Origin of the sequence: Streptomyces bikiniensis, assembly GCF_000716625.1 — a bacterium.
GTDB classification, from domain to species: Bacteria; Actinomycetota; Actinomycetes; order Streptomycetales; family Streptomycetaceae; genus Streptomyces; species Streptomyces bikiniensis.
Genome location: NZ_JNXJ01000006.1, coordinates 78,881 through 97,490 on the forward strand (window position 1 = coordinate 78,881; position 18,610 = coordinate 97,490).

Below are 18,610 nucleotides of genomic sequence, written 5' to 3' on the forward strand. Positions count from 1 at the left end.
CCGCTGGGGCTCCTCCAGGGGACTCCAGCGCTCCTCCAAGGCCCTCCTCTACGGCTCCTCTACGGCTCCTCGGAGAGGGTGAACAGTCCCAGGCGCGCGCCCTCTTCGTGCGCCCGGCGCAGCCGCTCCCCGCCGAGCGCCTCGCGCAGGGCCCGCTCGCTGCGCTTCCGCGCCGTCGCGGTGGAGGCCGCCGGGCGGTACGCGTCGCCGAAGACGGAGGTCCGCAGCACGTCCACGGCGCCCAGGAGGTGGGCGGCGGCCACGGGCCGCCCGGTCGCGATCCGCAGCTCCGCGAGGAGTTCGGCCGCGCAGGACGCGCCCGCCGCCGAGCCGAGCGTCAGATGGCCGCGGAGCGCCCTCCGGGCGTGGTCGACGGCTCTCCCCCGCTCACCGTCCCAGGCGAGCAGCTCGGCACGCGCGTGGTGCGCCCAGGCGTCCGCCCACAGGTCGCGCCCCGCCCAGGCCCACCGCCCGGCCCGTTCGAGCGGCAGCCGGTCCAGGGCCTCCTGCGCCGCCTCCGGGTCGGTGCGGGCGAGGGCGAGGGCGAGCCCGGCCCAGGCCGTCTCGCGGCCGGGGCCGAAGTCCGGGGGCTCCTCCGTCAGGGCCAGCGCCTCCCGGAACTCGGCCGCCGCCGCGCGCGTGCGCCCCTGGTACAGGGCGGTGGAGCCGCGCAGCTGGGCGAGCAGGCCCAGACAGCGGTCGTCGCCGTCCCGTACGGCCGCCGCCCAGGCCCGGACGAGGAGCGGGTCGGCGTCCTCGGGGCGGCCAGCCTCCAGTTCCAGATGGGCGGCGAGCCACAGGGCGCGGGCGGGCGGCGGCCCGGGGTGCAGGGCGAGGGCGTGCCGCAGCCGGGTCCGGCCCTCGGCGGCCCGCCCGCAGACCACCCACAGGAACCACAGGGAGACCGCGATCTCGACGCTCGTGCCGGCCTCGGCGCTCGGGGACAGCGGCGCGGTCGTGGGGTCCATGGCGGCGGCCAGGTCCGGGAGTTCCCGCAGGGCGAGGTCCCGGGCGTCGAGCTGCCGGCCGCTCTGCCACCGGTCGGCGGCTCGCCGGGCGAGCCGGGCGCACCACCTGCGGTGGTGCAGGACCACGGCCCGGCGGTCGCCGCGCTCGGTGAGCCTGCGGGCGCCCACCGCGCGCATGGGGAGCGGCATCCAGTAGCGGGGCGTGTCCTCCTCGCCGTCGAACAGGTCGTCCACGGGCAGGAGCGCGAGGGGGGCGAGCCGGTCGAGGACCGCCCGGACGCGGTTCGAGGGGAGCGTGCCGGAGGCGCAGACCTCGCGGACCGCGTCCCGGCAGAAGGCGCCCTCGAAGACGGACAGCCGCTCCCACAGGAGCCGTTCCTCCGGTCCGCAGCGGGCGTACCCGCCCTCGGCGGCGGCGAGCTGACCCGCGGTCACCGGTTCGCCCCACAGCAGCTCGGTCTCCGGACGGCCGGCTCCGACGCCGCCGGTGTCCCGGCCCCGGGCCCCTCCGCCCCGGGCGCCCCCGGCGGGACCGGTCCCTTCGACACTCCAGGCGTCCCCGGCGGGACCGGTCCCTTCGACACCCCAGGCGTCCCCGGCGGGACCGGCCCCCTCGGCACCCCGGGCACCCCGGGCGCTTCCGGTGCCCCCGATGCTCACGACTCCCCTGATGTCCCCGGCACTTCCGGCGCACCCGGCGCCCCCCGCGTCCCCGACGTGTCCGGTGTCCCCGATACGTCCGATGCGCCGGACGCGTCCGGTCGGGCCGGTGTCCGGTTCTCCGGCCGGCCCTCCGGCCGGACGTCCGGTCAGGCGTCCGTTCCCCCGCAGATGCCCCGTCATCCCCACCCTTCCCTGCTCATTCCCTGTTCATTTCCGCTGCTCCCCGTTCCACCCCGCCTACGCGCGCGTGGACGGGGCTCCGGGTCGTCGTGCCCACGGGCCGTGCCCGCGCGCCGTGTTCGCGCGTTGTGCCCGACGTCATGGCGAAGGCCACCGCCACGGGATTGAATGCACGTGCCCAGGTGCACATCCTGGGGCGCCTCGGAACCCGGAGGCGGGGTTTGCCGGGGATCGGCCAAGGAGGCACATGGATACCGGGGAATCCGTCCTGGGAGAGGCGGATCTGGCACTGATCCACGCACTGCAGATGGCTCCGCGCGCCACCTGGACCCAGCTCTCGGCCGTCCTGGAGACGAGCCCCGACACCCTCGCCCGGCGCTGGGAGCACCTCAACGGCAAGGGCTACGCCTGGAGTTCCCTGCTCGCCGCCCGGCACGGCAAGGAGTCCACCCTGTACGCGTGGGTGGAGCTGGAGTGCGCCGCCGGGGCCATCGAGACCACCGCGGGCGACCTCTCGGAGGACCCCTGCACCCTCGGCGTCCACCAGGTGACCGGCGACGCCGACCTGGTGCTGCTCGTCGCCTCCCCGGACCTCTACGCCCTCGACGCCTACCTCGCCGACCGGGTGCGGCGCCTGCCCGGGGTGCTCAGGTGCCGCGCACAGGTCGTCACGCGGCTGCACAACCGCCCGTACCGGTCGCGGATCGACCAGCTCACCCCCGGGCAGGTCCAGCTCCTCACGGAGCTGACGGGCGGGGAGCGGCGGAACCGGACCCACGCGCGCGCGTACCCGTACGTCACCGACCTGGACCGGCGGATCGTCGCGGAGCTGGCGGGGGACGCGCGCCGCAGCGCCGCCGAGCTCGCCCGGCAGTGCGGCACGAGCGAGTCGACGGTGCGGCGCAGGCTGGACGTCCTGGCGGCGACCGGCGCGTTCCACCACCACTGCCTGCCCGCGCCGCGCTTCTCCGGGCGCCCGGTGTGGGCGCTGGTCACGGCGGACATCCCGCCCGTCGAGGTGTCGGAGTCGGTCGCCGCGCTCGGCCGGCTGCGCCAGACCCGGCTGGTCACCTCGGTCACCGGGCCGTACAACCTGGCGCTCGCGATGTGGCTCCGTACCGTCGACGAGCTGCACGAGGTGACGGCGGTGCTCGTACGGGCCGCGCCGGCGCTGCGGATCACCGGCACCTCGCTGTCGCTGCGCACGCACAAGATCGGGGCGCAGGTGCTCGGCCCGGACGGACGCCGGACGCACCACGTGCGCCCGGAGCAGGGGGCCTGAGGGTTCAGGCCGGGCGGGACGCCTTCACCGAGTACGTCAGCGGGACGCGGGGGCGGCCCGCCGGGAAGCGGTAGCAGCCGTCCTCGTGCCGCCGGAGGACGCCGTAGCGGGGCAGGAGCGCGGCGTCGTGCTCGTGCAGGAAGTCGATCCGGAGGCCCGCCCGCACGAGCGCCGTGACGACCTCGCCGACCGGATGCGCCCGTTCACCTCCGGAGTCGGGATCGGAGTCGGGGTCGGAGTCGGGGTCCGCGTCCGGCCCGGTGTCCGGCCCGGCGTCCGGCCACGGGTCGCGGACGAAGTAGTCGTGCACGACCCGGCTGCCGGTCTCGTGGTCGAGCGCGTCGGCCAGCGGATGGGGCTCGGCCAGGTAGAGGAAGCCGCCGGGGGCGACGAGCGCGGCGGCGGTCTCCGCCCAGCGCTCGACGTCGGGCAGCCGGCGCAGCGCCCCGCCGCCGGTGTGGACGATGTCGTACGCGCGGTCGGGGACGGCCTCGGCCGCGTCGTACACGCAGGCGGCGACGAAGGCGGCCCGGTCCTGGGTGAGACCCAGGTCGGCGGCGAGCGCGCGGGCGGTCTCGACCGCCTGCTCGGAGGGGTCCAGGCCGACGACGTGGGCGGCGCCCCGGCGGGCCCAGGAGAGGGCGCCCAGGCCGGTGCCGCACGGGAGGTGGAGCAGGGTCCGCCCGGTGACGTCCCCGACCTCCGCGACCTCGAAGTCCCGCAGGGCGTCCTCGTCCGCGCGGCCGGCCCCGCGCCGCTCCTCGGGGGTCGGAGAGTGCATGTCGGCGAGGTTATCCACAGGCTGCGGAGCACGCGACCCGAATGTCCTTCGGCCGGAGCATGATGGGTGCCATGACTGAGAGCGAGAAGCCCGAGAGCCACAGGACCCCCGAGAGCCACGCGAGCCCCGGCGCGCCCGTCTGGGAGCAGCGCTTCCGCGCGCCCCGCGTCTCCCTGCCGGAGTGGGCCGAGGAGGCACCGGACCGCTCGCTGTTCGTGTCCAACGCGACGGGGACGTACGAGCTGTACGCGTGGGACCGGGCGACCGGGGAGCAGCGGCAGGTCACGAACCGGCCGAACGGGACGACGGACGGGACGCTGTCCCCGGACGGCGCGTGGGTCTGGTGGTTCGCGGACACCGACGGGGACGAGTTCGGGGTGTGGATGCGGCAGCCGTTCGCGGGCGGCGCGGACGAGTCGGCCGTGCCGGGCCTGGCTCCCTCCTACCCGGCGGGGCTCGCGATCGGCCGGGAGGGCACGGTCGTGGTGGGCCGCTCCACGGACGAGGAGGGCTCGACGGTCCATCTCGTACGGCCCGGGGGCGGCGCCCCGGTGGAGGTCTACCGGCACCGGGAGTCGGCCGGGGTCGGGGACCTGTCGTACGACGGCTCGCTGATCGCGGTCGAGCACACCGAGCACGGGGACGCGATGCACTCGGCGCTGCGGGTCCTTCGCGCCTCGGACGGGAGCGCGGTCGCGGAGCTCGACGACACCAAGGGCGGCACGGAGGAGCTGGGCCTCACCGTCCTCGGCTTCGCCCCGGCCGCCGGGGACACCCGGCTGCTCGTCGGCCACCAGCGGCGCGGGCGCTGGGAGCCGATGCTGTGGGACGTGGCGACGGGCGCCGAGACCGATCTGCGGCTCGACCTGCCGGGCGACGTGTCGGCGGAGTGGTACCCGGACGGCTCGGGCCTGCTGATCGTGCACGGCTACGAGGCCCGCAGCGAGCTGTGGCGGTACGAGATCGCCACCGGCGCCCTGGTGCGGGTGGAGACCCCGGCCGGCTCGGTGTCGAGCGCGACGGCCCGGCCGGACGGCTCCGTGGAGTACCTGTGGTCCTCGGCCGCCGAGCCGCCGGTGGTGCGCTCCACGGACGGCGGGGTCGTCCTGGACCCGCCGGGCCCGAAGGCGCCGCCGTCGCTGCCGGTGGAGGACGTGTGGGTGGAGGGGCCCGGCGGCAGGGTCCACGCGCTCGTGCAGCGCCCGGCGGAGGGCGAGGGCCCGTTCCCGACGGTCTTCGAGGTGCACGGCGGTCCGGCCTGGCACGACAGCGACGCCTTCGCGTCGGGCCCGGCGGCCTGGCTGGACCACGGGTACGCGGTGGTGCGGGTCAACTACCGGGGCTCGACGGGGTACGGCCGGGAGTGGACGGACGCGCTGAAGCACCGGGTCGGCCTGATCGAGCTGGAGGACATCGGGGCGGTCCGGGAGTGGGCGGTGGCGAGCGGGCTCGCGGACCCGGAGCGGCTGGTCCTGTCCGGCGGCTCGTGGGGCGGCTACCTGACGCTCCTCGGCCTGGGCACGCAGCCGGACGCCTGGGCGGTCGGGCTCGCGGCGGTGCCGGTCGCGGACTACGTGACGGCGTACGAGGACGAGATGGAGGCCCTGAAGGCGCTGGACCGGACGCTCCTGGGCGGTTCGCCGGAGGAGGTGCCCGAGCGGTACGCGGCCTCGTCGCCGCTGACGTACGTGGACGCGGTGAAGGCGCCGGTGCACATCTCGGCCGGGGTGAACGACCCGCGCTGCCCGATCCGCCAGATCGACAACTACGTCGACCGGCTGGCGGCCCGGGGCGCGGTCCACGAGGTGTACCGGTACGACGCGGGGCACGGCTCCCTGGTGGTGGAGGAGCGGATCAGGCAGGTCGCCCTGGATCTGGCGTTCGCCGCGAAGCACCTGGGGACCCGGCCGGTCGAGTCGGGCCCCCGGCCCTGACCCGCCGGACGGGCCCGCTCGGGTGCCGGCCCCGACCCGCCGACCGGGTCCCGGCCTCGGCCCCCTGATCGGGTCCCGGCCTTGCCCCCCGCTCGGGTCCCGGCCTTGGCCTGCCCCGATCGGGTCCCGGCCTCGGTCCGCCGACCGGGTCCCGACCTCGGTCCGCCGCTCGGGTCCCGGCCTCGGCCCGCCGGTCGGGCCCGGTCGGGCACCCGGGCGACGGGGAGTCGAGCGGACTTGCGTACCGTGGGGGGCGTGTACCGGTTCCTGAACACTCCCCGCTGGTGGGGGATCAACCTCTTCGTCCTCCTCGCGATCCCGTTCTGCGTCTTCATGGGGACCTGGCAGCTGGGCAAGTTCGAGGACCGCGTCGACTCCCACCAGGAGGCGGAGGAGCGGCCCGCCGCGAGCGCGGCGAAGGCCGAGCCGCTGGAGTCGCTGCTCCCGGTGGACAAGGAGACCTCGGGCCGCGCGGCCGAGGCGCGCGGCCGGTTCGGGGACCAGTTCCTCGTGCCGGGCCGCGAGCTGGACGGCCGGGCCGGGTCGTACGTCCTGACGCTGCTGCGGACGGACGGCGGCCGGTCCCTGCCGGTGGTCCGGGGCTGGCTCCCGGAGGGCGGGCGGGCGCCCGCCCCGCCGTCCGGCGAGGTCACGGTGGTGGGCGCGCTCCAGGCCTCGGAGAACCAGGGTTCGAAGGGCGTGAACGCGGCGGGCGGGCTGCCCGAGGGGCAGCTCGGCATGATCAGCGCGGCGTCCCTGGTGAACGTGGTGACGGACGACGTCTACGACGCCTGGATCACCCTCGCGGACTCCCCCGCCGGTCTCACGCCGGTCCCGGCGGCGGCCGCGGCGGGTACGGGTCTGGACGCGAAGGCGTTCCAGAACCTCGGCTACACGGCGGAGTGGTTCGTCTTCGCCGGCTTCGTGCTCTTCATGTGGTTCCGGCTCGTCCGCCGCGAGGCGGAGGCGTCCCGGGACGCGGCGCTGGGACTGTAGGTCCCGAAGTCCCGAGGTTCCGAGGTCCCGAGGTCCCGGGCGGCCCCGGCGCCCCGGCCTCGAAAGGCCTGGCCCCGCCCCTCAGGACGTGCCCAGGAGCCCCGTGCGGTAGACCGTGCCGGAGCAGGCGTCGGGGACGACAGCCGACTGGGAGGGGCCGCCGGGCTCCGCGGTGTGGCTGACGACGACGCTGCCGTCCGCCGGGCCGTCCGTCAGGACGAGCTGGGCCGCCGGGCCGCCGTCGGCCGGGCCCGGCTCCGGGCTGCCGCCAGAGCCGCCGGGGCCCGTGCCCCCGCTGGGCTCGGGGTTGCCGGTGGGCTCGGTCGGGGCGGGCGTCGGGGGCGGTGTGGTCGGCGGGTCCACGGGGGTGGTCGGCGTCGGGGTGGGGGTGGTCCCGGTCGTCGGACAGGTCTCGCTCGGCACCCAGACGAACTTCACCTCGTAGGAGCCCTTCGGCTCCAGGAGGAGCCGGGAGGCCTCCCGCGCGGCGCCGGGCAGTGCGCCGCCCGCGCCGCCGGAGGCGTGCCGGACCACCGTGATGCGCCCGGGGTCGGCCGCCCCCCGGGCCTCGAAGCCGACGGTCCCGGCGCCGTCCACGACACAGGGGGTGCCGGAGACGTTGACGACGCGGAAGCTGCCGTACACCCTGCCCTCGGCGTCGGGTCCGCCGGCCTGCGCGCCGCCGGCGCCGAGCTGGCCGGAGGCGCAGCGGTCGGTCCCGGGGGCGATCTCCTGCGCGTTCCCGGAGGCCTCGCCGGGCGCCCCGGCGTCGGCCTCCGGCTTGCCGGAGGAGCCGTCGGCGGCGCCCTCCCCGCCGGTCGGGCTCGGGGAGGCGCTGCTCGCGGGGGTCTGGGCGCTCCGGCCGCCCTCGACGCCGGTCTCGGTGCCGGTGCCGCCCTGGGCCTCCTCGCCGTGCCCGGCGTTGACGGGGCTGGCGGTGGTGGTCCCCTCCGAGGAGGCGACGTGCACGAAGGCGGGCACGGCCGTTCCGATGAGGACCGCGGCGGCCGCGGCGCCCACGACGGCCTGCCGCTTGCGGGCGCGGCGGGCGGGCACGGCGCGGCGCAGGTGCTCCAGCGACCCGAGGGAGGGTTCGAGGCCGTCCACGGCACCGTGGAGCATCCGCCGCAGCGCCAGTTCCTCGTTCCCGCCGTCGCCGCCGTCCTCGCCGGCACCGGGCTCGGTGTTCACCATGCGCTGTCCACTCAGATCGTCACGTTCGTCTCGGGCACGGGCTCCGGAGCCCCCGGTGACCTTACGGCCCCCGGCGCCCGTCCCGCGTTCCTCGGGCTCCCCGTGGTCCTCGGTGTGGTCCCCGGCTCCCGCCCCGGGGCCCTCGGCGGCCCCGGGACCCCGGTCGCGGCCCTCCGGCGCCACGCCGTCCTCCGGGGCGGTCCCCTCCTCGGGAGTCCTGCCCCGCTCTCCGGGCGTCCCGCTCACGACGCCGCCCCCATCGCGACGCGCAGCGCCGCGATGCCCCGCGAGCCGTAGGCCTTCACCGAGCCCAGGGATATCCCCAGCGTCTCGGCGACCTGGACCTCGGTCATGTCCGCGAAGTACCGCAGGACGAGGACCTCGCGCTGGCGCCGCTGGAGCCCCCGCATCGCCTTGATCAGGTCGTCGCGCTCCAGGCGGTCGTACGCCCCCTCCTCCGCGCTGGCCATGTCCGGCATCGGCTTCGTGAGCAGCTTGAGGCCGAGGATGCGGCGGCGCAGCGTGGACCGGGAGAGGTTCACGACGGTCTGGCGCAGGTAGGCGAGGGTCTTCTCCGGTTCGCGGACCCGCTTGCGGGCCGAGTGGACGCGGATGAACGCCTCCTGGACCACGTCCTCGCAGGAGGCCGTGTCGTCGAGGAGCAGCGCGGCGAGTCCGAGGAGCGACCGGTAGTGGGCGCGGTAGGTCTCGGTGAGGTGGTCGACGGTGGTGCCGACGGCCGGGGCGTCCTCGTCGCCGGTGCGGGGCGACGGGATGCCGTCCACCCGGTGGGACCGGGAACCGGTGGGCACGGGGGCGATCACCGGCATTCCGCCGAGGGCCCGCGGACGCCGGAACGGGGCGACGACGGGTCCGCGGACGGGGCCGGCGACGCCGCTCCGTACGGGGAGCAACGCCGTGCCCGCGCCGCGCAGCGGGGCGATGGTCGCGATGTCGAGTACCTCTGCCACGCCTGTTGGACACGCCTACCCCCGACAGGGTTGTACGCGCTCGCCGCCCTTTTCGACGGCGGGTTGTTCGTCCTCATGCGTAACCGTTCTCCCCCGATGCCCCGCTTTCACAGCGCGCCCGGCGCCACGCGCCCTTGGGTGCCCGCAGAGACGCGCCCCGCCCAACTACTGGTTGCAGCAAGGGGGAAGTGCATCGTCGTCCAGGACATCGCCGCAGTTCAAGGGATATCTGATGCCTTTTTGCTCACAGGTCGTTCACAGATCACACAAATCCGTGACACACGACTCCCCCCGGACGGACGGCCGGGGGGAGGCGCCGTACGGGGGGAGTCGCGAAAGGAACCGGGGGCCGGGCGGGGTCAGCGCCCGGTGCCCCCGTAGACCACGGCCTCGTCCGAGTCGCTGTCCAGGCCGAAGGCGGTGTGGACGGCGCGCACGGCCTCGTTGACGTCGTCGGCGCGGGTGACGACCGAGATGCGGATCTCGGAGGTCGAGATCAGCTCGATGTTCACGCCCGCGTCGGAGAGCGCGCGGAAGAAGTCCGCGGTGACGCCCGGGTTGGTCTTCATGCCGGCGCCGACCAGGGAGATCTTGCCGATCTGGTCGTCGTAGCGCAGCGAGTCGAAACCGATCGCGCCCTTCGCCTTCTCCAGGGCGTCGATGGCCTTGCGGCCCTCGGCCTTGGGGAGGGTGAAGGAGATGTCCGTGAGCCCGGTGGAGGCGGCGGACACGTTCTGGACGATCATGTCGATGTTGATCTCGGCGTCCGCGACGGCGCGGAAGATGGCCGCGGCCTCGCCCGGCTTGTCCGGCACGCCGACGACGGTGATCTTCGCCTCGGAGGTGTCGTGGGCGACACCCGAGATGATGGCCTGCTCCACCTTGGAGTCCCCTGTCGGTTCGTTGCTGACCCACGTGCCCTGGAGTCCGGAGAAGGACGACCGGACGTGGATCGGGATGTTGTAACGGCGCGCGTACTCGACGCAGCGGTGCAGCAGCACCTTGGAGCCGGAGGCGGCGAGCTCCAGCATGTCCTCGAAGGAGATCCACTCGATCTTCTTCGCCTTCTTCACCACGCGCGGGTCGGCGGTGAACACGCCGTCGACGTCGGTGTAGATCTCGCAGACCTCGGCGTCGAGCGCGGCGGCGAGCGCCACGGCCGTGGTGTCCGAGCCGCCGCGGCCCAGGGTGGTGATGTCCTTCTTGTCCTGGGACACGCCCTGGAAGCCGGCGACGATGGCGATGTTGCCCTCGTCGAGGGCGGTGCGGATCCGGCCCGGCGTGACATCGATGATGCGCGCCTTGTTGTGGACCGAGTCGGTGATGACACCGGCCTGGCTGCCGGTGAACGACTGGGCCTCGTGGCCCAGGTTTTTGATCGCCATGGCCAGCAGGGCCATGGAGATCCGCTCCCCGGCGGTCAGCAGCATGTCGAACTCTCGCCCGGAAGGAATCGGGGATACCTGTCCGGCGAGATCGATCAGCTCGTCCGTCGTGTCGCCCATCGCGGAAACCACGACGACCACCTGGTGGCCGTTCTTCTTGGCGTCCACGATCCGCTTGGCGACGCGCTTGATGCCTTCGGCATCGGCAACGGAGGAGCCTCCGTACTTCTGCACGACAAGGCCCACGTGCGCTCCTCGCTCAGTCTGTGCCGCAGCCGGCGCTGCGATCGGCTCAGTCTAACGAGGGAGTCGAAAACGCCTACGAGGTATCGCATGCTGAGACGACCCGCTCAGTACGTGATCACCGGGACGAAAACCCCCGGTCACCCGTCGGGGGCGGAGCGGCCCCGCGGCCTCAGGACTTCAGCGAGCGCAGCCCCAGCGGCCCCGCGATCTCCCGGATCATCACCCGGCCCGCCTCCTCCGCCAGGTCGTCGTCGCCCAGGTCCTCGTCCGTGTCGAGGCCGTCCAGGGCCGCGAGCGGCTGGTCGAGGCGGACGTGGGCGACGAGGGACTGGAGGGCGCGGAGGGTGGCCGAGGCGGTCGGGCCCCAGTTGGAGAAGTACGAGAACTGCCACCACCACAGGGCCTCGGTGGTCCGGCCCGCCCGGTAGTGGGCCAGGCCGTGGCTGAGGTCGGCGACGATGTCGGCCAGGTTGTCGGAGATCCGGGCCGGGACCGGGGCCTTGCGGGGCTCGTACGGGTCGAAGACCTCGGAGAAGACGTCGACCGGCTCCAGGAGGGCGGCGAACCGCTCGCGCAGGTCGTCCGCGTCCGGCTCCGGACCCGTGTCCGTCTCGTACCGCTCGTCCGGGACGATGTCCTCGTGGGCCCCGAGCCGCCCGCCCGCCAGGAGCAGCTGGGAGACCTCCAGGAGCAGGAAGGGCACCGTGCTGCCCGGCTCGTCGCCCTTGGCCACCTCGGTGGTCGCGACGATGAAGCTCTCGATGGAGTCGGCGATCTGGACCGCGAAGTCGTCGGGGTCCTGCGTGACGGAGTGCAAGGTGGGGTCAGACATGGGACTGCCTTCCTCGGAGCACCCACGCGTGGGCTGGGTCGTCATACATCCAGGTCGTCATACATCCAGGTCGTCGTACGTCCGGATCATGGCCACACGTCCGCGTCGTCGCCGTACGTCCGGGTCGTCGTCACACATCCAGCAGCCTCCTGCCCTCGAAGGCGCGGCCCAGGGTCACCTCGTCCGCGTACTCCAGGTCGCCGCCGACCGGGAGTCCGCTCGCGAGCCGGGTGACCCGCAGGCCCATGGGCTTGATCATCCGCGCCAGGTACGTCGCGGTGGCCTCGCCCTCCAGGTTCGGGTCGGTCGCGAGGATCAGCTCGGTGACCGTGCCGTCCGCGAGCCGCGCCAGCAGCTCGCGGATGCGCAGGTCGTCCGGGCCGACGCCCTCGATGGGGCTGATCGCGCCGCCCAGGACGTGGTAGCGGCCGCGGAACTCGCGCGTCCGCTCGATCGCCACGACGTCCTTGGGCTCCTCGACCACGCAGATGACGGTCACGTCCCGGCGGGGGTCCCGGCAGATGTTGCACTGCTCCTGCTGTGCCACGTTGCCGCAGACCGCGCAGAACCTGACCTTCTCCTTGACCTCCAGGAGGGCGTGCGCGAGCCGGCGGACGTCCGTCGGCTCGGCCTGGAGGACGTGGAAGGCGATCCGCTGCGCGCTCTTGGGACCGACGCCCGGCAGCCTGCCCAGCTCGTCGATGAGGTCCTGAACCACGCCTTCGTACAACGGAACGCCCTTCTCGGGTGTGCTTGATTCTTACGGTAGTGGCTGGGGCCGGGCCTTAGAAGTCCAACGGGAGCGGTGCCGTGGACGACCCCGCGTACGGGTCTCAGAAGCCGAGGCCCGGCAGGCCGCCCATGCCCTGCGCCAGCGGGCCCAGCTTGGCCTGCTGGAGCTGCTGCGCGTTGTCGTTGGCGGCCTGCACGGCGGCGACGATCAGGTCGGCCAGGGTCTCGGTGTCCTCCGGGTCCACCGCCTTGGGGTCGATCACCAGGCCGCGCAGCTCGCCGGAGCCGGTCACGGTGGCCCTGACCAGGCCTCCGCCCGCCTGTCCGTCGACCTCCGTGGCCGCGAGCTCCTGCTGCGCCCGGGCGAGGTCCTGCTGCATCTTCTGGGCCTGCTGGAGGAGCTGCTGCATGTTGGGCTGGCCGCCACCGGGAATCACGGTCACTCCTGAGGGTCGATGTGCACGGGTCGATGTGCACGGGTCGATATGTCTGGCTCGGTACGCCGAGCCTACGTGGTCCCCGCCCACCCTGCCTCCATCACTCTTTCGAGTGAGAAACTGCGGGCTCCTCTACCTGATCAACACCCCCTTGTGGGCGGAAATCCCGGGATTCCGGGCCCACCGCCCTCCATTCGGCGGTAGGAAGAGCAGGCACCACGTGCACCGCACGACACAGAAGGACACGAGCGACACGAGCGCCGAGCCGAGCAGAGGCGCTGGGCCGAACAGAGGAGTCCCCCGGTGAGCCAGCAGCCGGAGATGCAGCCGCCGGGGCACCCCGGGGAAGACGTCCGTCCCGAACCGACCGGCCGTCCCGGTCCCGGCGGCCGCGACCCGGGCGGCCGCGACCTGACCGGGCGGCCCTTCCCCCTGGGGGACTGGGGCGAGCCGGCGGAGCGGCTCGACGAGCTGTACCGCTGGGTGGAGGCCAACGCCCTGCGCACCGCCGAGTGGTACCTCTCCGACCGGGTCTGGAAGCGCCGCGCCGCCCGCCTCCTGCGGATCGGCACCACCGTCGGGGTGATCGCGGGCGCCGCGCTGCCGCTGCTCGACCTGACCGGGGTCGCGGCGGGCACGGCCGGCTGGGGCTACCTGTCGCTGCTGCTGGGCGCCGCCTGCATGGCCTGCGACCGGTACTTCGGGGTGACGTCGGGCTGGATAAGGGACGTGGCGACGGCGCAGGCGGTGCAGCGGCGCCTCCAGGCGCTCCAGTTCGACTGGGCCTCGGAGAGCGTCCGGGAGGTCCTGGGGCCCACGGAGGGCACGGCCAGCGAGGCGGCCGAGCGCTGTCTCGGCGTGCTGCGCCGCTTCTCGGAGGACGTGACGGAGCTGGTACGGGCGGAGACCGCCGACTGGATGGTCGAGTTCCGCTCGGGCCCGGCGCCGCTGGCGCTCCAGTCGGTCGGCGTGGTGCCGTCCCGGCCCGAGAGCGCCCCGCCGGCGGGCGGCCGTTTCCCGCTGCCGCCGGGGACCCGCCCGAACATGCCGCGCCAGCGTCCCCCGGAGGCCCGCTGAGGCCCCTCCGGGGGACGCCGACCTTCCGGAGGATCAGCTCAGGATGATCATCGAGCCCTGGGCCAGGCTCCGGGTCGCCGCCGCGTGCAGCCCCAGCCACACGTGCCGCTCCCGGGCGAAGGGCCCCTGGTCGTACGGGGAGGGGCCGACGGCCGGCTCCTCCAGGGCGGTCGGCCGCTCCGGCGGCAGCGGGGCGGCCGGCGGGTTCGCCGGGTCGATGCCGATCGAGGGCGCCACGAACTGGAGCTCGCGCAGCAAGCCGTGCGAGGAGCCGAGCGGCCCGCCGCCCTGCAGCAGCTCGTCGCTGGCGAGCGGCGCGGGGAAGTCGACCGGGACGTAGGCGCCCGCGTGGTCGTAGTGCCAGACCAGGTGCGACTGCTGGGCGGTCGACTCGAACATCTCCAGGAGCTGTTCGTAGTCCCCGCCGAGCTCGCCGACCGGCTCGACCGGCAGGCCGTGCACCTGGAGCAGGTAGGCGCGGCGCAGGAAGTGCAGGGCCTCGTAGTCGAAGCCGGCGACCGGGGCGACGTCGCCGGAGAGCCCCGGCATGTACGCGTAGACGGGCACGGTCGGCAGGCCCGAGGCGCTGAGGACGGCGTCGTAGGCGGCGATCTCTTCGGCGAAGGGGTTGTCGGGGCTGTGGCACAGCACGTCGACGAGGGGGACCAGCCACAGGTCACAGGCCAAGGGAGGCTCGCTCTCCGTCAGTTGCAGGGACGGCCAGGGTAGTCGGATCGTCCGACGACGCCCACCCGCTGAGGACCTGCCCCCGGAGCCGCCCCCTCAACCCGCCGGGCCCCGCCCGGGACGACGGCCGGACCCCGCCGCCCGGGAACCGCCCCGCCGGCTCAGGCCCTGTCCCGCCACCCGGGAACCGCCCCGCCGGCTCGGGCCCCGCCCCGCCGCCCGGAACCGCCCCGGCGCTCAGGCCCCGCCCCGCCGCTCGGGCCCCGCCCCGCCGCTCGGGCTCCGCCCCGGTGCTCAGGCCCGCCGCTCCAGGTCCTCCAGCCGGTCCGCCCACTCCAGCGCGTGCGCGTTGTAGGCCCGTACGACCGCCACGGCCGCCTCCGCGTCGCCGCGGGTGACCGCGTCGACCAGGTCCACGTGCCCGCTCCACAGCCACCCCAGGAGGTCCCGTTCGGAGCGCAGGTGGGGGACGGAGAAGACCCAGGCCTGGACGCGGAGCCGGTGCAGGAAGTCCGCGAGGTGGTCGTTGGCGGCGATCAGGCGCCCCAGCTCGTGCCAGTAGCGGATGTCGTACCCGATGAGGACGTCCAGGTCCCCGGCGCGGGCCGCGCGCGCGGCGGCCTCGCCCCGGCGGCGCAAGGAGACGAGCGCGACCCCCATGCCGGGCTCGGGGCCCCGGGGCGGGCACGGGAGGGCGGTGGCGCGGCGCCGGAAGATGCCGTCCACGACGAGCATCCGGGCCTCGACCATGCGCCGGTAGTCGTCCACGGAGTACTGGTGGACGCGGAAGCCGCGGTGCTGGTCGGAGTCGAGGAGGCCCTGCGCGCAGAGGTCCACGAGGGCTTCGCGCACGGGCGTGGCCGAGACGCCGTACTGCTCCGCGATCTGCTTGACGGTGAACTCCCGCCCGGCCTTGAGACGGCCCGCGAGCACCTCGTCACGGAGCGCGTCCGCGATCTGCCGACTGAGGGTGCTGCGGGTGACGGCTCCGCTCGCGGGCATGGTGGTGGGTCCCCTCCGTCCGGTTCCGGACACCCTAGTCCAGACGGAGGGAACCTCTCCGGTACGCGTGCGGGCCGTGGTCAGACGGTGTGCTCGTCGGCCACCGAGAGGGCCGCGTCCAGGGCCGCCAGGCCCTCCTTGGCCTCCGCCTCGGAGACGTTGCAGGCGGGGACGGCGTGGGTGCGGTTCATGTTCACGAAGGGCCACAGGCCGTGCTTCTTCGCGGCGGCGGCGAAGGCGGCCATGGGGGCGTTGGCCTCGCCGGACGCGTTGTACGGGACGAGCGGTTCGCGCGTCTCCCTGTTCCTGACCAGGTCGAGGGCCCAGAAGACGCCGAGGCCGCGGACCTCGCCGACCGACGGGTGGCGCTCGGCCAGCTCGCGCAGGCCGGGGCCGAGGACGGTCTCGCCGATGTGCGCGGCGTGCTCGACCACCTTCTCGTCCTCCATCACCCGGATCGTGGCGACGGCGGCGGCGCAGGCCAGCGGGTGCCCGGAGTAGGTCAGGCCGCCGGGGTAGGGGCGCTCGTCGAAGGTGGCGGCGATCTCGGCGCTGATGGCGACGCCGCCGAGCGGCACGTAGCCGGAGTTCACGCCCTTGGCGAAGGTCATCAGGTCGGGCACGACGTCGAAGTGCTCGGCGGCGAACCACTTTCCGGTGCGGCCGAAACCGGCCATGACCTCGTCCAGGACGAAGACGATGCCGTACCTGTCGCAGATCTCGCGGACGCCGGCGAGGTAGCCGGGCGGCGGGGTCATGATGCCGGCGGTGCCGGGCACGGTCTCCAGGATGATCGCGGCGATGGTCGCCGGACCCTCGAAGGCGATCGTGTCCTCCAGGTGCTGGAGGGCCCGCGCGCACTCCTCCGCCTCGGTGGTGGCGTGGAAGGGCGAGCGGTAGAGGAACGGCGCCCAGAAGCGCACGACGCCCGCGGAGCCGGTGTCGGAGGCCCAGCGGCGCGGGTCGCCGGTCAGGTTGATGGCGGTGGAGGTGGCGCCGTGGTACGAGCGGTAGGCGGAGAGCACCTTGGTGCGGCCCGTGTGCAGCCGGGCCATGCGGACGGCGTTCTCGACGGCCTCGGCGCCGCCGTTGGTGAAGAAGATCTTGTCCAGGTCGCCCGGGGTGCGCTCGGCGATGAGGCGTGCGGCCTCGGAGCGCACGTCCACGGCGAAGGCGGGCGCGAAGGTGGCGAGCCTCCCGGCCTGCTCCTGGATCGCGGCGACGACCTCGGGGTGCTGGTAGCCGATGTTGGTGTAGACGAGACCGCTGGTGAAGTCGAGGTAGCGGTTGCCGTCGTAGTCCCAGAAGTACGAACCCTCGGCGCCGGCGACGGCGAGCGGGTCGATCAGGCCCTGGGCGGACCAGGAGTGGAACACGTGGGCGCGGTCGGCGGCCTTGACGGCGGCTCCGGCCCGCGGGTCGGGTGCGGCGTGAGGGGTCATGCGGCCGAGGGTAGGGAACCGCAGGTGGGAAGGGCCATGGCCATCTTGTCCACCGAGACCGGGAGGGACGCGACACGTTGCCCCCTGGCCGTCTCTATTGACAGCATCCTGTCGAGATGACAGTCTTCTGTCATGACATCCGAGAGCGGCACCACCACCGTCCACCTCGCCGTCTACGACACCCTCGCGGACTGGGAGACCGGCCACGCCACGGCCTGGCTCGCCCGCGCGGGCCACACGATCAGGACCGTCGGCCCGGTCGCCGGCGAGCCCGTCACCACCCTCGCCGGAATCCGGATCGTCCCCGACCTGGCGCTGGACGACCTGCGCCCCGAGGACAGCGCCCTGCTGATCCTGCCGGGGGCCGAGAAGTACGACGAGGGCGACGAGCTGGCCCCGTTCGCCGCCAAGGCCCGCGCCTTCCTCGACGCCGGGGTCCCGGTCGCCGCGATCTGCGGCGCGACGGCGGGCCTGGCCCGCGAGGGCCTCCTCGACGACCGCCGCCACACCAGCGCGGTCTCCTTCTACCTGGCCGCCACCGGCTACCGGGGCGGCGAGCACTACGTCGAGGCGGACGCGGTGCGGGACGGCGACCTCATCACGGCGGGCCCGACCGAGCCCGTCGCCTTCGCCCGTGAGATCTTCGCCCGGCTCGGGGCGTACGAGGGGAAGCGGGACGCCTGGTTCCGCCTCTTCCACGACTCGGACCCGGCGGCCTTCGCCGAGCTGAACGGATGAGCCACGAGCCGCAGGACGCCCTGTCCCGCACGGCCCTGGGCGTCTTCCGCCTGAACGGCCAGTTCCTCGCCGTCTCGGAGAAGCTGGCCGAGCCGGCGGGCCTGACCGCCGCCTGGTGGCAGGTCCTCGGCGCCGTGCTCCCCGAACCCCTGCCGGTCGCCGGGATCGCCCGCGTCATGGGCATCACCCGCCAGAGCGTCCAGCGGGTGGCCGACCTCCTCGTACGGGAGGGCCTGGCGTCCTACGAGCCGAACCCGGCCCACCGCCGCGCCAAGCTCCTCGCCCCCACCGACGCGGGCCGGGCGGCGGTCCGCCGCATCGACCCGGGCCACGCGGAGCTGGCCGCCCTGCTCCAGCGGGAGCTGGGCGGCCCGGAGGCGTTCGAGGAGACGGTGCGGGTCCTGGAACGCCTCTCGAAGGCGGTGGAGGCGGTGGAGGAGGCCGGGCCCGGTCACCAGTAGGTGACCTGCCGGAGGTAGACGCACTCGTGCCGAGGCAGCACCAGATAGGTGAACATGCCGCCGGGCACGAAGGCGTCGTTCCCTCTGGGCCCCTCGCCCCGGTAAACGGATCCGTCCAGGTAGAACGCCTCGGCGGCCCTCACCAACTCGTCGGCCCGCTTCTCCACCTCGGCCACGAAGGCGGGCGGCGCACCACCGACGACATGTTCCTCGTCGGGGTCGTACTCCCAGCGCCAGCTCACTCGGACACCGCCCGCGCGGCCTCGTCCTCGACCGCACGGAGTTCGTCCATCGCGGCACGGAAAGCGGGATCGGCCTTGCCACCCGTGCGGTGGAGTGCGTCCAGTGCCGAACGGCGACGCGTGGAGAGGTCGTGCCTCCGCTCGATCTCCACCTCACGGGCCCAGACGTTCAGCCAGCCGTGCAGGGGGCCGAGCGTGTCGTGCTCGGCCGCCAGGGAGAAGGCCTCGTTCTTCTGCTGTTCCATCTCCGCCAGCCGGTGGGGGGCGATACGGGCGAGAGCGACGCGCAGCGCGTCGGGGGTGCGCTCAGGGCGCGGGATCAGCTCTCCGCCGTGCTCGGGCTCCGTGCTCACAGTGTCC

At 74.3% G+C, this 18,610-nt stretch carries 19 protein-coding genes; 6 read left to right on the plus strand and 13 right to left on the minus strand.

The features are described from left to right. Positions 1–59: 59 nt before the first annotated feature. Positions 60–1,403 carry a tetratricopeptide repeat protein gene (locus OO47_RS05630; RefSeq protein WP_234323087.1) on the minus strand — a complete coding sequence of 448 codons (1,344 nt, stop codon included), beginning with the start codon at positions 1,401–1,403 and terminating at the stop codon, positions 60–62. A gap of 655 nt (positions 1,404–2,058) precedes the next feature. On the opposite strand from OO47_RS05630, the gene OO47_RS05635 reads away from it, so the two are divergent. Further along, positions 2,059–3,093 (plus strand): Lrp/AsnC family transcriptional regulator, encoded by a 1,035-nt coding sequence (locus OO47_RS05635; protein ID WP_030206050.1) that lies wholly within the window; start codon positions 2,059–2,061, stop codon positions 3,091–3,093. A 4-nt stretch (positions 3,094–3,097) separates the two neighbouring features. Here OO47_RS05635 and OO47_RS05640 read toward each other — a convergent pair whose 3' ends face one another. Further along, entirely contained in the window at positions 3,098–3,874 is a 777-nt protein-coding gene (locus OO47_RS05640) for a class I SAM-dependent methyltransferase (protein WP_030206053.1), read from the minus strand. Positions 3,875–3,945: 71 nt separating this feature from the next. Here OO47_RS05640 and OO47_RS05645 point away from each other — a divergent pair, with 71 nt between their 5' ends. Both OO47_RS05645 and OO47_RS05650 read left to right on the plus strand, forming a co-directional pair. Continuing rightward, the gene (locus OO47_RS05645) at positions 3,946–5,808 is read left to right on the plus strand and encodes a S9 family peptidase (RefSeq protein WP_051715299.1); all 1,863 of its coding nucleotides are present in this window, start codon (positions 3,946–3,948) and stop codon (positions 5,806–5,808) included. Positions 5,809–6,063: 255 nt separating this feature from the next. After that, positions 6,064–6,804 (plus strand): SURF1 family protein, encoded by a 741-nt coding sequence (locus OO47_RS05650; protein WP_030206057.1) that lies wholly within the window; start codon positions 6,064–6,066, stop codon positions 6,802–6,804. A gap of 81 nt (positions 6,805–6,885) precedes the next feature. Here the strand turns inward: OO47_RS05650 and OO47_RS05655 are convergent, their stop codons facing one another. From OO47_RS05655 to OO47_RS05680, 6 genes are all read right to left on the minus strand, one after another. After that, the gene (locus OO47_RS05655) at positions 6,886–7,998 is read right to left on the minus strand and encodes a hypothetical protein (RefSeq protein WP_234323088.1); all 1,113 of its coding nucleotides are present in this window, start codon (positions 7,996–7,998) and stop codon (positions 6,886–6,888) included. 242 nt (positions 7,999–8,240) lie between these two features. Further along, positions 8,241–8,969, minus strand: coding sequence for a SigE family RNA polymerase sigma factor (locus OO47_RS05660; protein ID WP_078489492.1), 729 nt, complete (start codon positions 8,967–8,969; stop codon positions 8,241–8,243). 359 nt (positions 8,970–9,328) lie between these two features. Further along, complete coding sequence (locus OO47_RS05665; RefSeq protein ID WP_030206060.1) at positions 9,329–10,600, minus strand: aspartate kinase; 1,272 nt, start codon at positions 10,598–10,600, stop codon at positions 9,329–9,331. A gap of 169 nt (positions 10,601–10,769) precedes the next feature. Continuing rightward, positions 10,770–11,432: a DUF5063 domain-containing protein gene (locus OO47_RS05670; protein WP_030206062.1), complete on the minus strand. Its 663-nt coding sequence runs from the start codon at positions 11,430–11,432 to the stop codon at positions 10,770–10,772. Positions 11,433–11,562: 130 nt separating this feature from the next. Beyond that, positions 11,563–12,162 (minus strand): recombination mediator RecR, encoded by a 600-nt coding sequence (recR, locus tag OO47_RS05675; protein ID WP_030206063.1) that lies wholly within the window; start codon positions 12,160–12,162, stop codon positions 11,563–11,565. 103 nt (positions 12,163–12,265) lie between these two features. After that, positions 12,266–12,601 (minus strand): YbaB/EbfC family nucleoid-associated protein, encoded by a 336-nt coding sequence (locus OO47_RS05680; protein WP_078489505.1) that lies wholly within the window; start codon positions 12,599–12,601, stop codon positions 12,266–12,268. A gap of 321 nt (positions 12,602–12,922) precedes the next feature. On the opposite strand from OO47_RS05680, the gene OO47_RS05685 reads away from it, so the two are divergent. Beyond that, on the plus strand, positions 12,923–13,678 hold the full coding sequence (locus OO47_RS05685; RefSeq protein ID WP_030206067.1) for an SLATT domain-containing protein: 756 nt from the start codon (positions 12,923–12,925) through the stop codon (positions 13,676–13,678). Positions 13,679–13,711: 33 nt separating this feature from the next. Here OO47_RS05685 and OO47_RS05690 read toward each other — a convergent pair whose 3' ends face one another. The 3 genes from OO47_RS05690 to OO47_RS05700 all read right to left on the minus strand — a co-directional run bounded on the left by OO47_RS05690 (position 13,712) and on the right by OO47_RS05700 (position 16,809). Then, entirely contained in the window at positions 13,712–14,365 is a 654-nt protein-coding gene (locus tag OO47_RS05690; protein WP_030206069.1) for a hypothetical protein, read from the minus strand. Positions 14,366–14,659: 294 nt separating this feature from the next. After that, positions 14,660–15,367, minus strand: coding sequence for a GntR family transcriptional regulator (locus OO47_RS05695; RefSeq protein ID WP_030206071.1), 708 nt, complete (start codon positions 15,365–15,367; stop codon positions 14,660–14,662). Between the two features lie 80 nt (positions 15,368–15,447). After that, positions 15,448–16,809, minus strand: coding sequence for an aspartate aminotransferase family protein (locus OO47_RS05700; protein WP_030206073.1), 1,362 nt, complete (start codon positions 16,807–16,809; stop codon positions 15,448–15,450). Positions 16,810–16,941: 132 nt separating this feature from the next. On the opposite strand from OO47_RS05700, the gene OO47_RS05705 reads away from it, so the two are divergent. After that, positions 16,942–17,547 (plus strand): DJ-1/PfpI family protein, encoded by a 606-nt coding sequence (locus OO47_RS05705; RefSeq protein WP_030206079.1) that lies wholly within the window; start codon positions 16,942–16,944, stop codon positions 17,545–17,547. Beyond that, a complete protein-coding gene (locus tag OO47_RS05710) occupies positions 17,544–18,008 on the plus strand; it encodes a MarR family winged helix-turn-helix transcriptional regulator (protein ID WP_030206083.1) in 465 nt (154 codons plus the stop codon). The genes OO47_RS05705 and OO47_RS05710 overlap by 4 nt, the downstream gene beginning before the upstream one ends. On the opposite strand, the gene OO47_RS05715 is transcribed toward OO47_RS05710, so the two are convergent. Both OO47_RS05715 and OO47_RS05720 read right to left on the minus strand, forming a co-directional pair. Next, positions 17,999–18,250, minus strand: coding sequence for a hypothetical protein (locus tag OO47_RS05715; RefSeq protein WP_030206086.1), 252 nt, complete (start codon positions 18,248–18,250; stop codon positions 17,999–18,001). The genes OO47_RS05710 and OO47_RS05715 overlap by 10 nt on opposite strands. Beyond that, positions 18,247–18,603, minus strand: coding sequence for a hypothetical protein (locus OO47_RS05720; protein WP_030206089.1), 357 nt, complete (start codon positions 18,601–18,603; stop codon positions 18,247–18,249). Before OO47_RS05720 ends, OO47_RS05715 begins: the two co-directional genes overlap by 4 nt. Between the last annotated feature and the right edge of the window lie 7 nt (positions 18,604–18,610).

Bases quoted from the DNA above. Each gene is read 5' to 3' on its own strand.
- OO47_RS05635 (WP_030206050.1), top strand. From the start codon at position 2,059: ATGGATACCGGGGAATCCGTCCTGGGAGAGGCGGATCTGGCACTGATC.
- OO47_RS05640 (WP_030206053.1), bottom strand. From the start codon at position 3,874: ATGCACTCTCCGACCCCCGAGGAGCGGCGCGGGGCCGGCCGCGCGGAC.
- OO47_RS05645 (WP_051715299.1), top strand. From the start codon at position 3,946: ATGACTGAGAGCGAGAAGCCCGAGAGCCACAGGACCCCCGAGAGCCAC.
- OO47_RS05655 (WP_234323088.1), bottom strand. From the start codon at position 7,998: ATGGTGAACACCGAGCCCGGTGCCGGCGAGGACGGCGGCGACGGCGGG.
- OO47_RS05670 (WP_030206062.1), bottom strand. From the start codon at position 11,432: ATGTCTGACCCCACCTTGCACTCCGTCACGCAGGACCCCGACGACTTC.
- OO47_RS05685 (WP_030206067.1), top strand. From the start codon at position 12,923: ATGCAGCCGCCGGGGCACCCCGGGGAAGACGTCCGTCCCGAACCGACC.
- OO47_RS05695 (WP_030206071.1), bottom strand. From the start codon at position 15,367: ATGCCCGCGAGCGGAGCCGTCACCCGCAGCACCCTCAGTCGGCAGATC.
- OO47_RS05700 (WP_030206073.1), bottom strand. From the start codon at position 16,809: ATGACCCCTCACGCCGCACCCGACCCGCGGGCCGGAGCCGCCGTCAAG.
- OO47_RS05705 (WP_030206079.1), top strand. From the start codon at position 16,942: ATGACATCCGAGAGCGGCACCACCACCGTCCACCTCGCCGTCTACGAC.
- OO47_RS05710 (WP_030206083.1), top strand. From the start codon at position 17,544: ATGAGCCACGAGCCGCAGGACGCCCTGTCCCGCACGGCCCTGGGCGTC.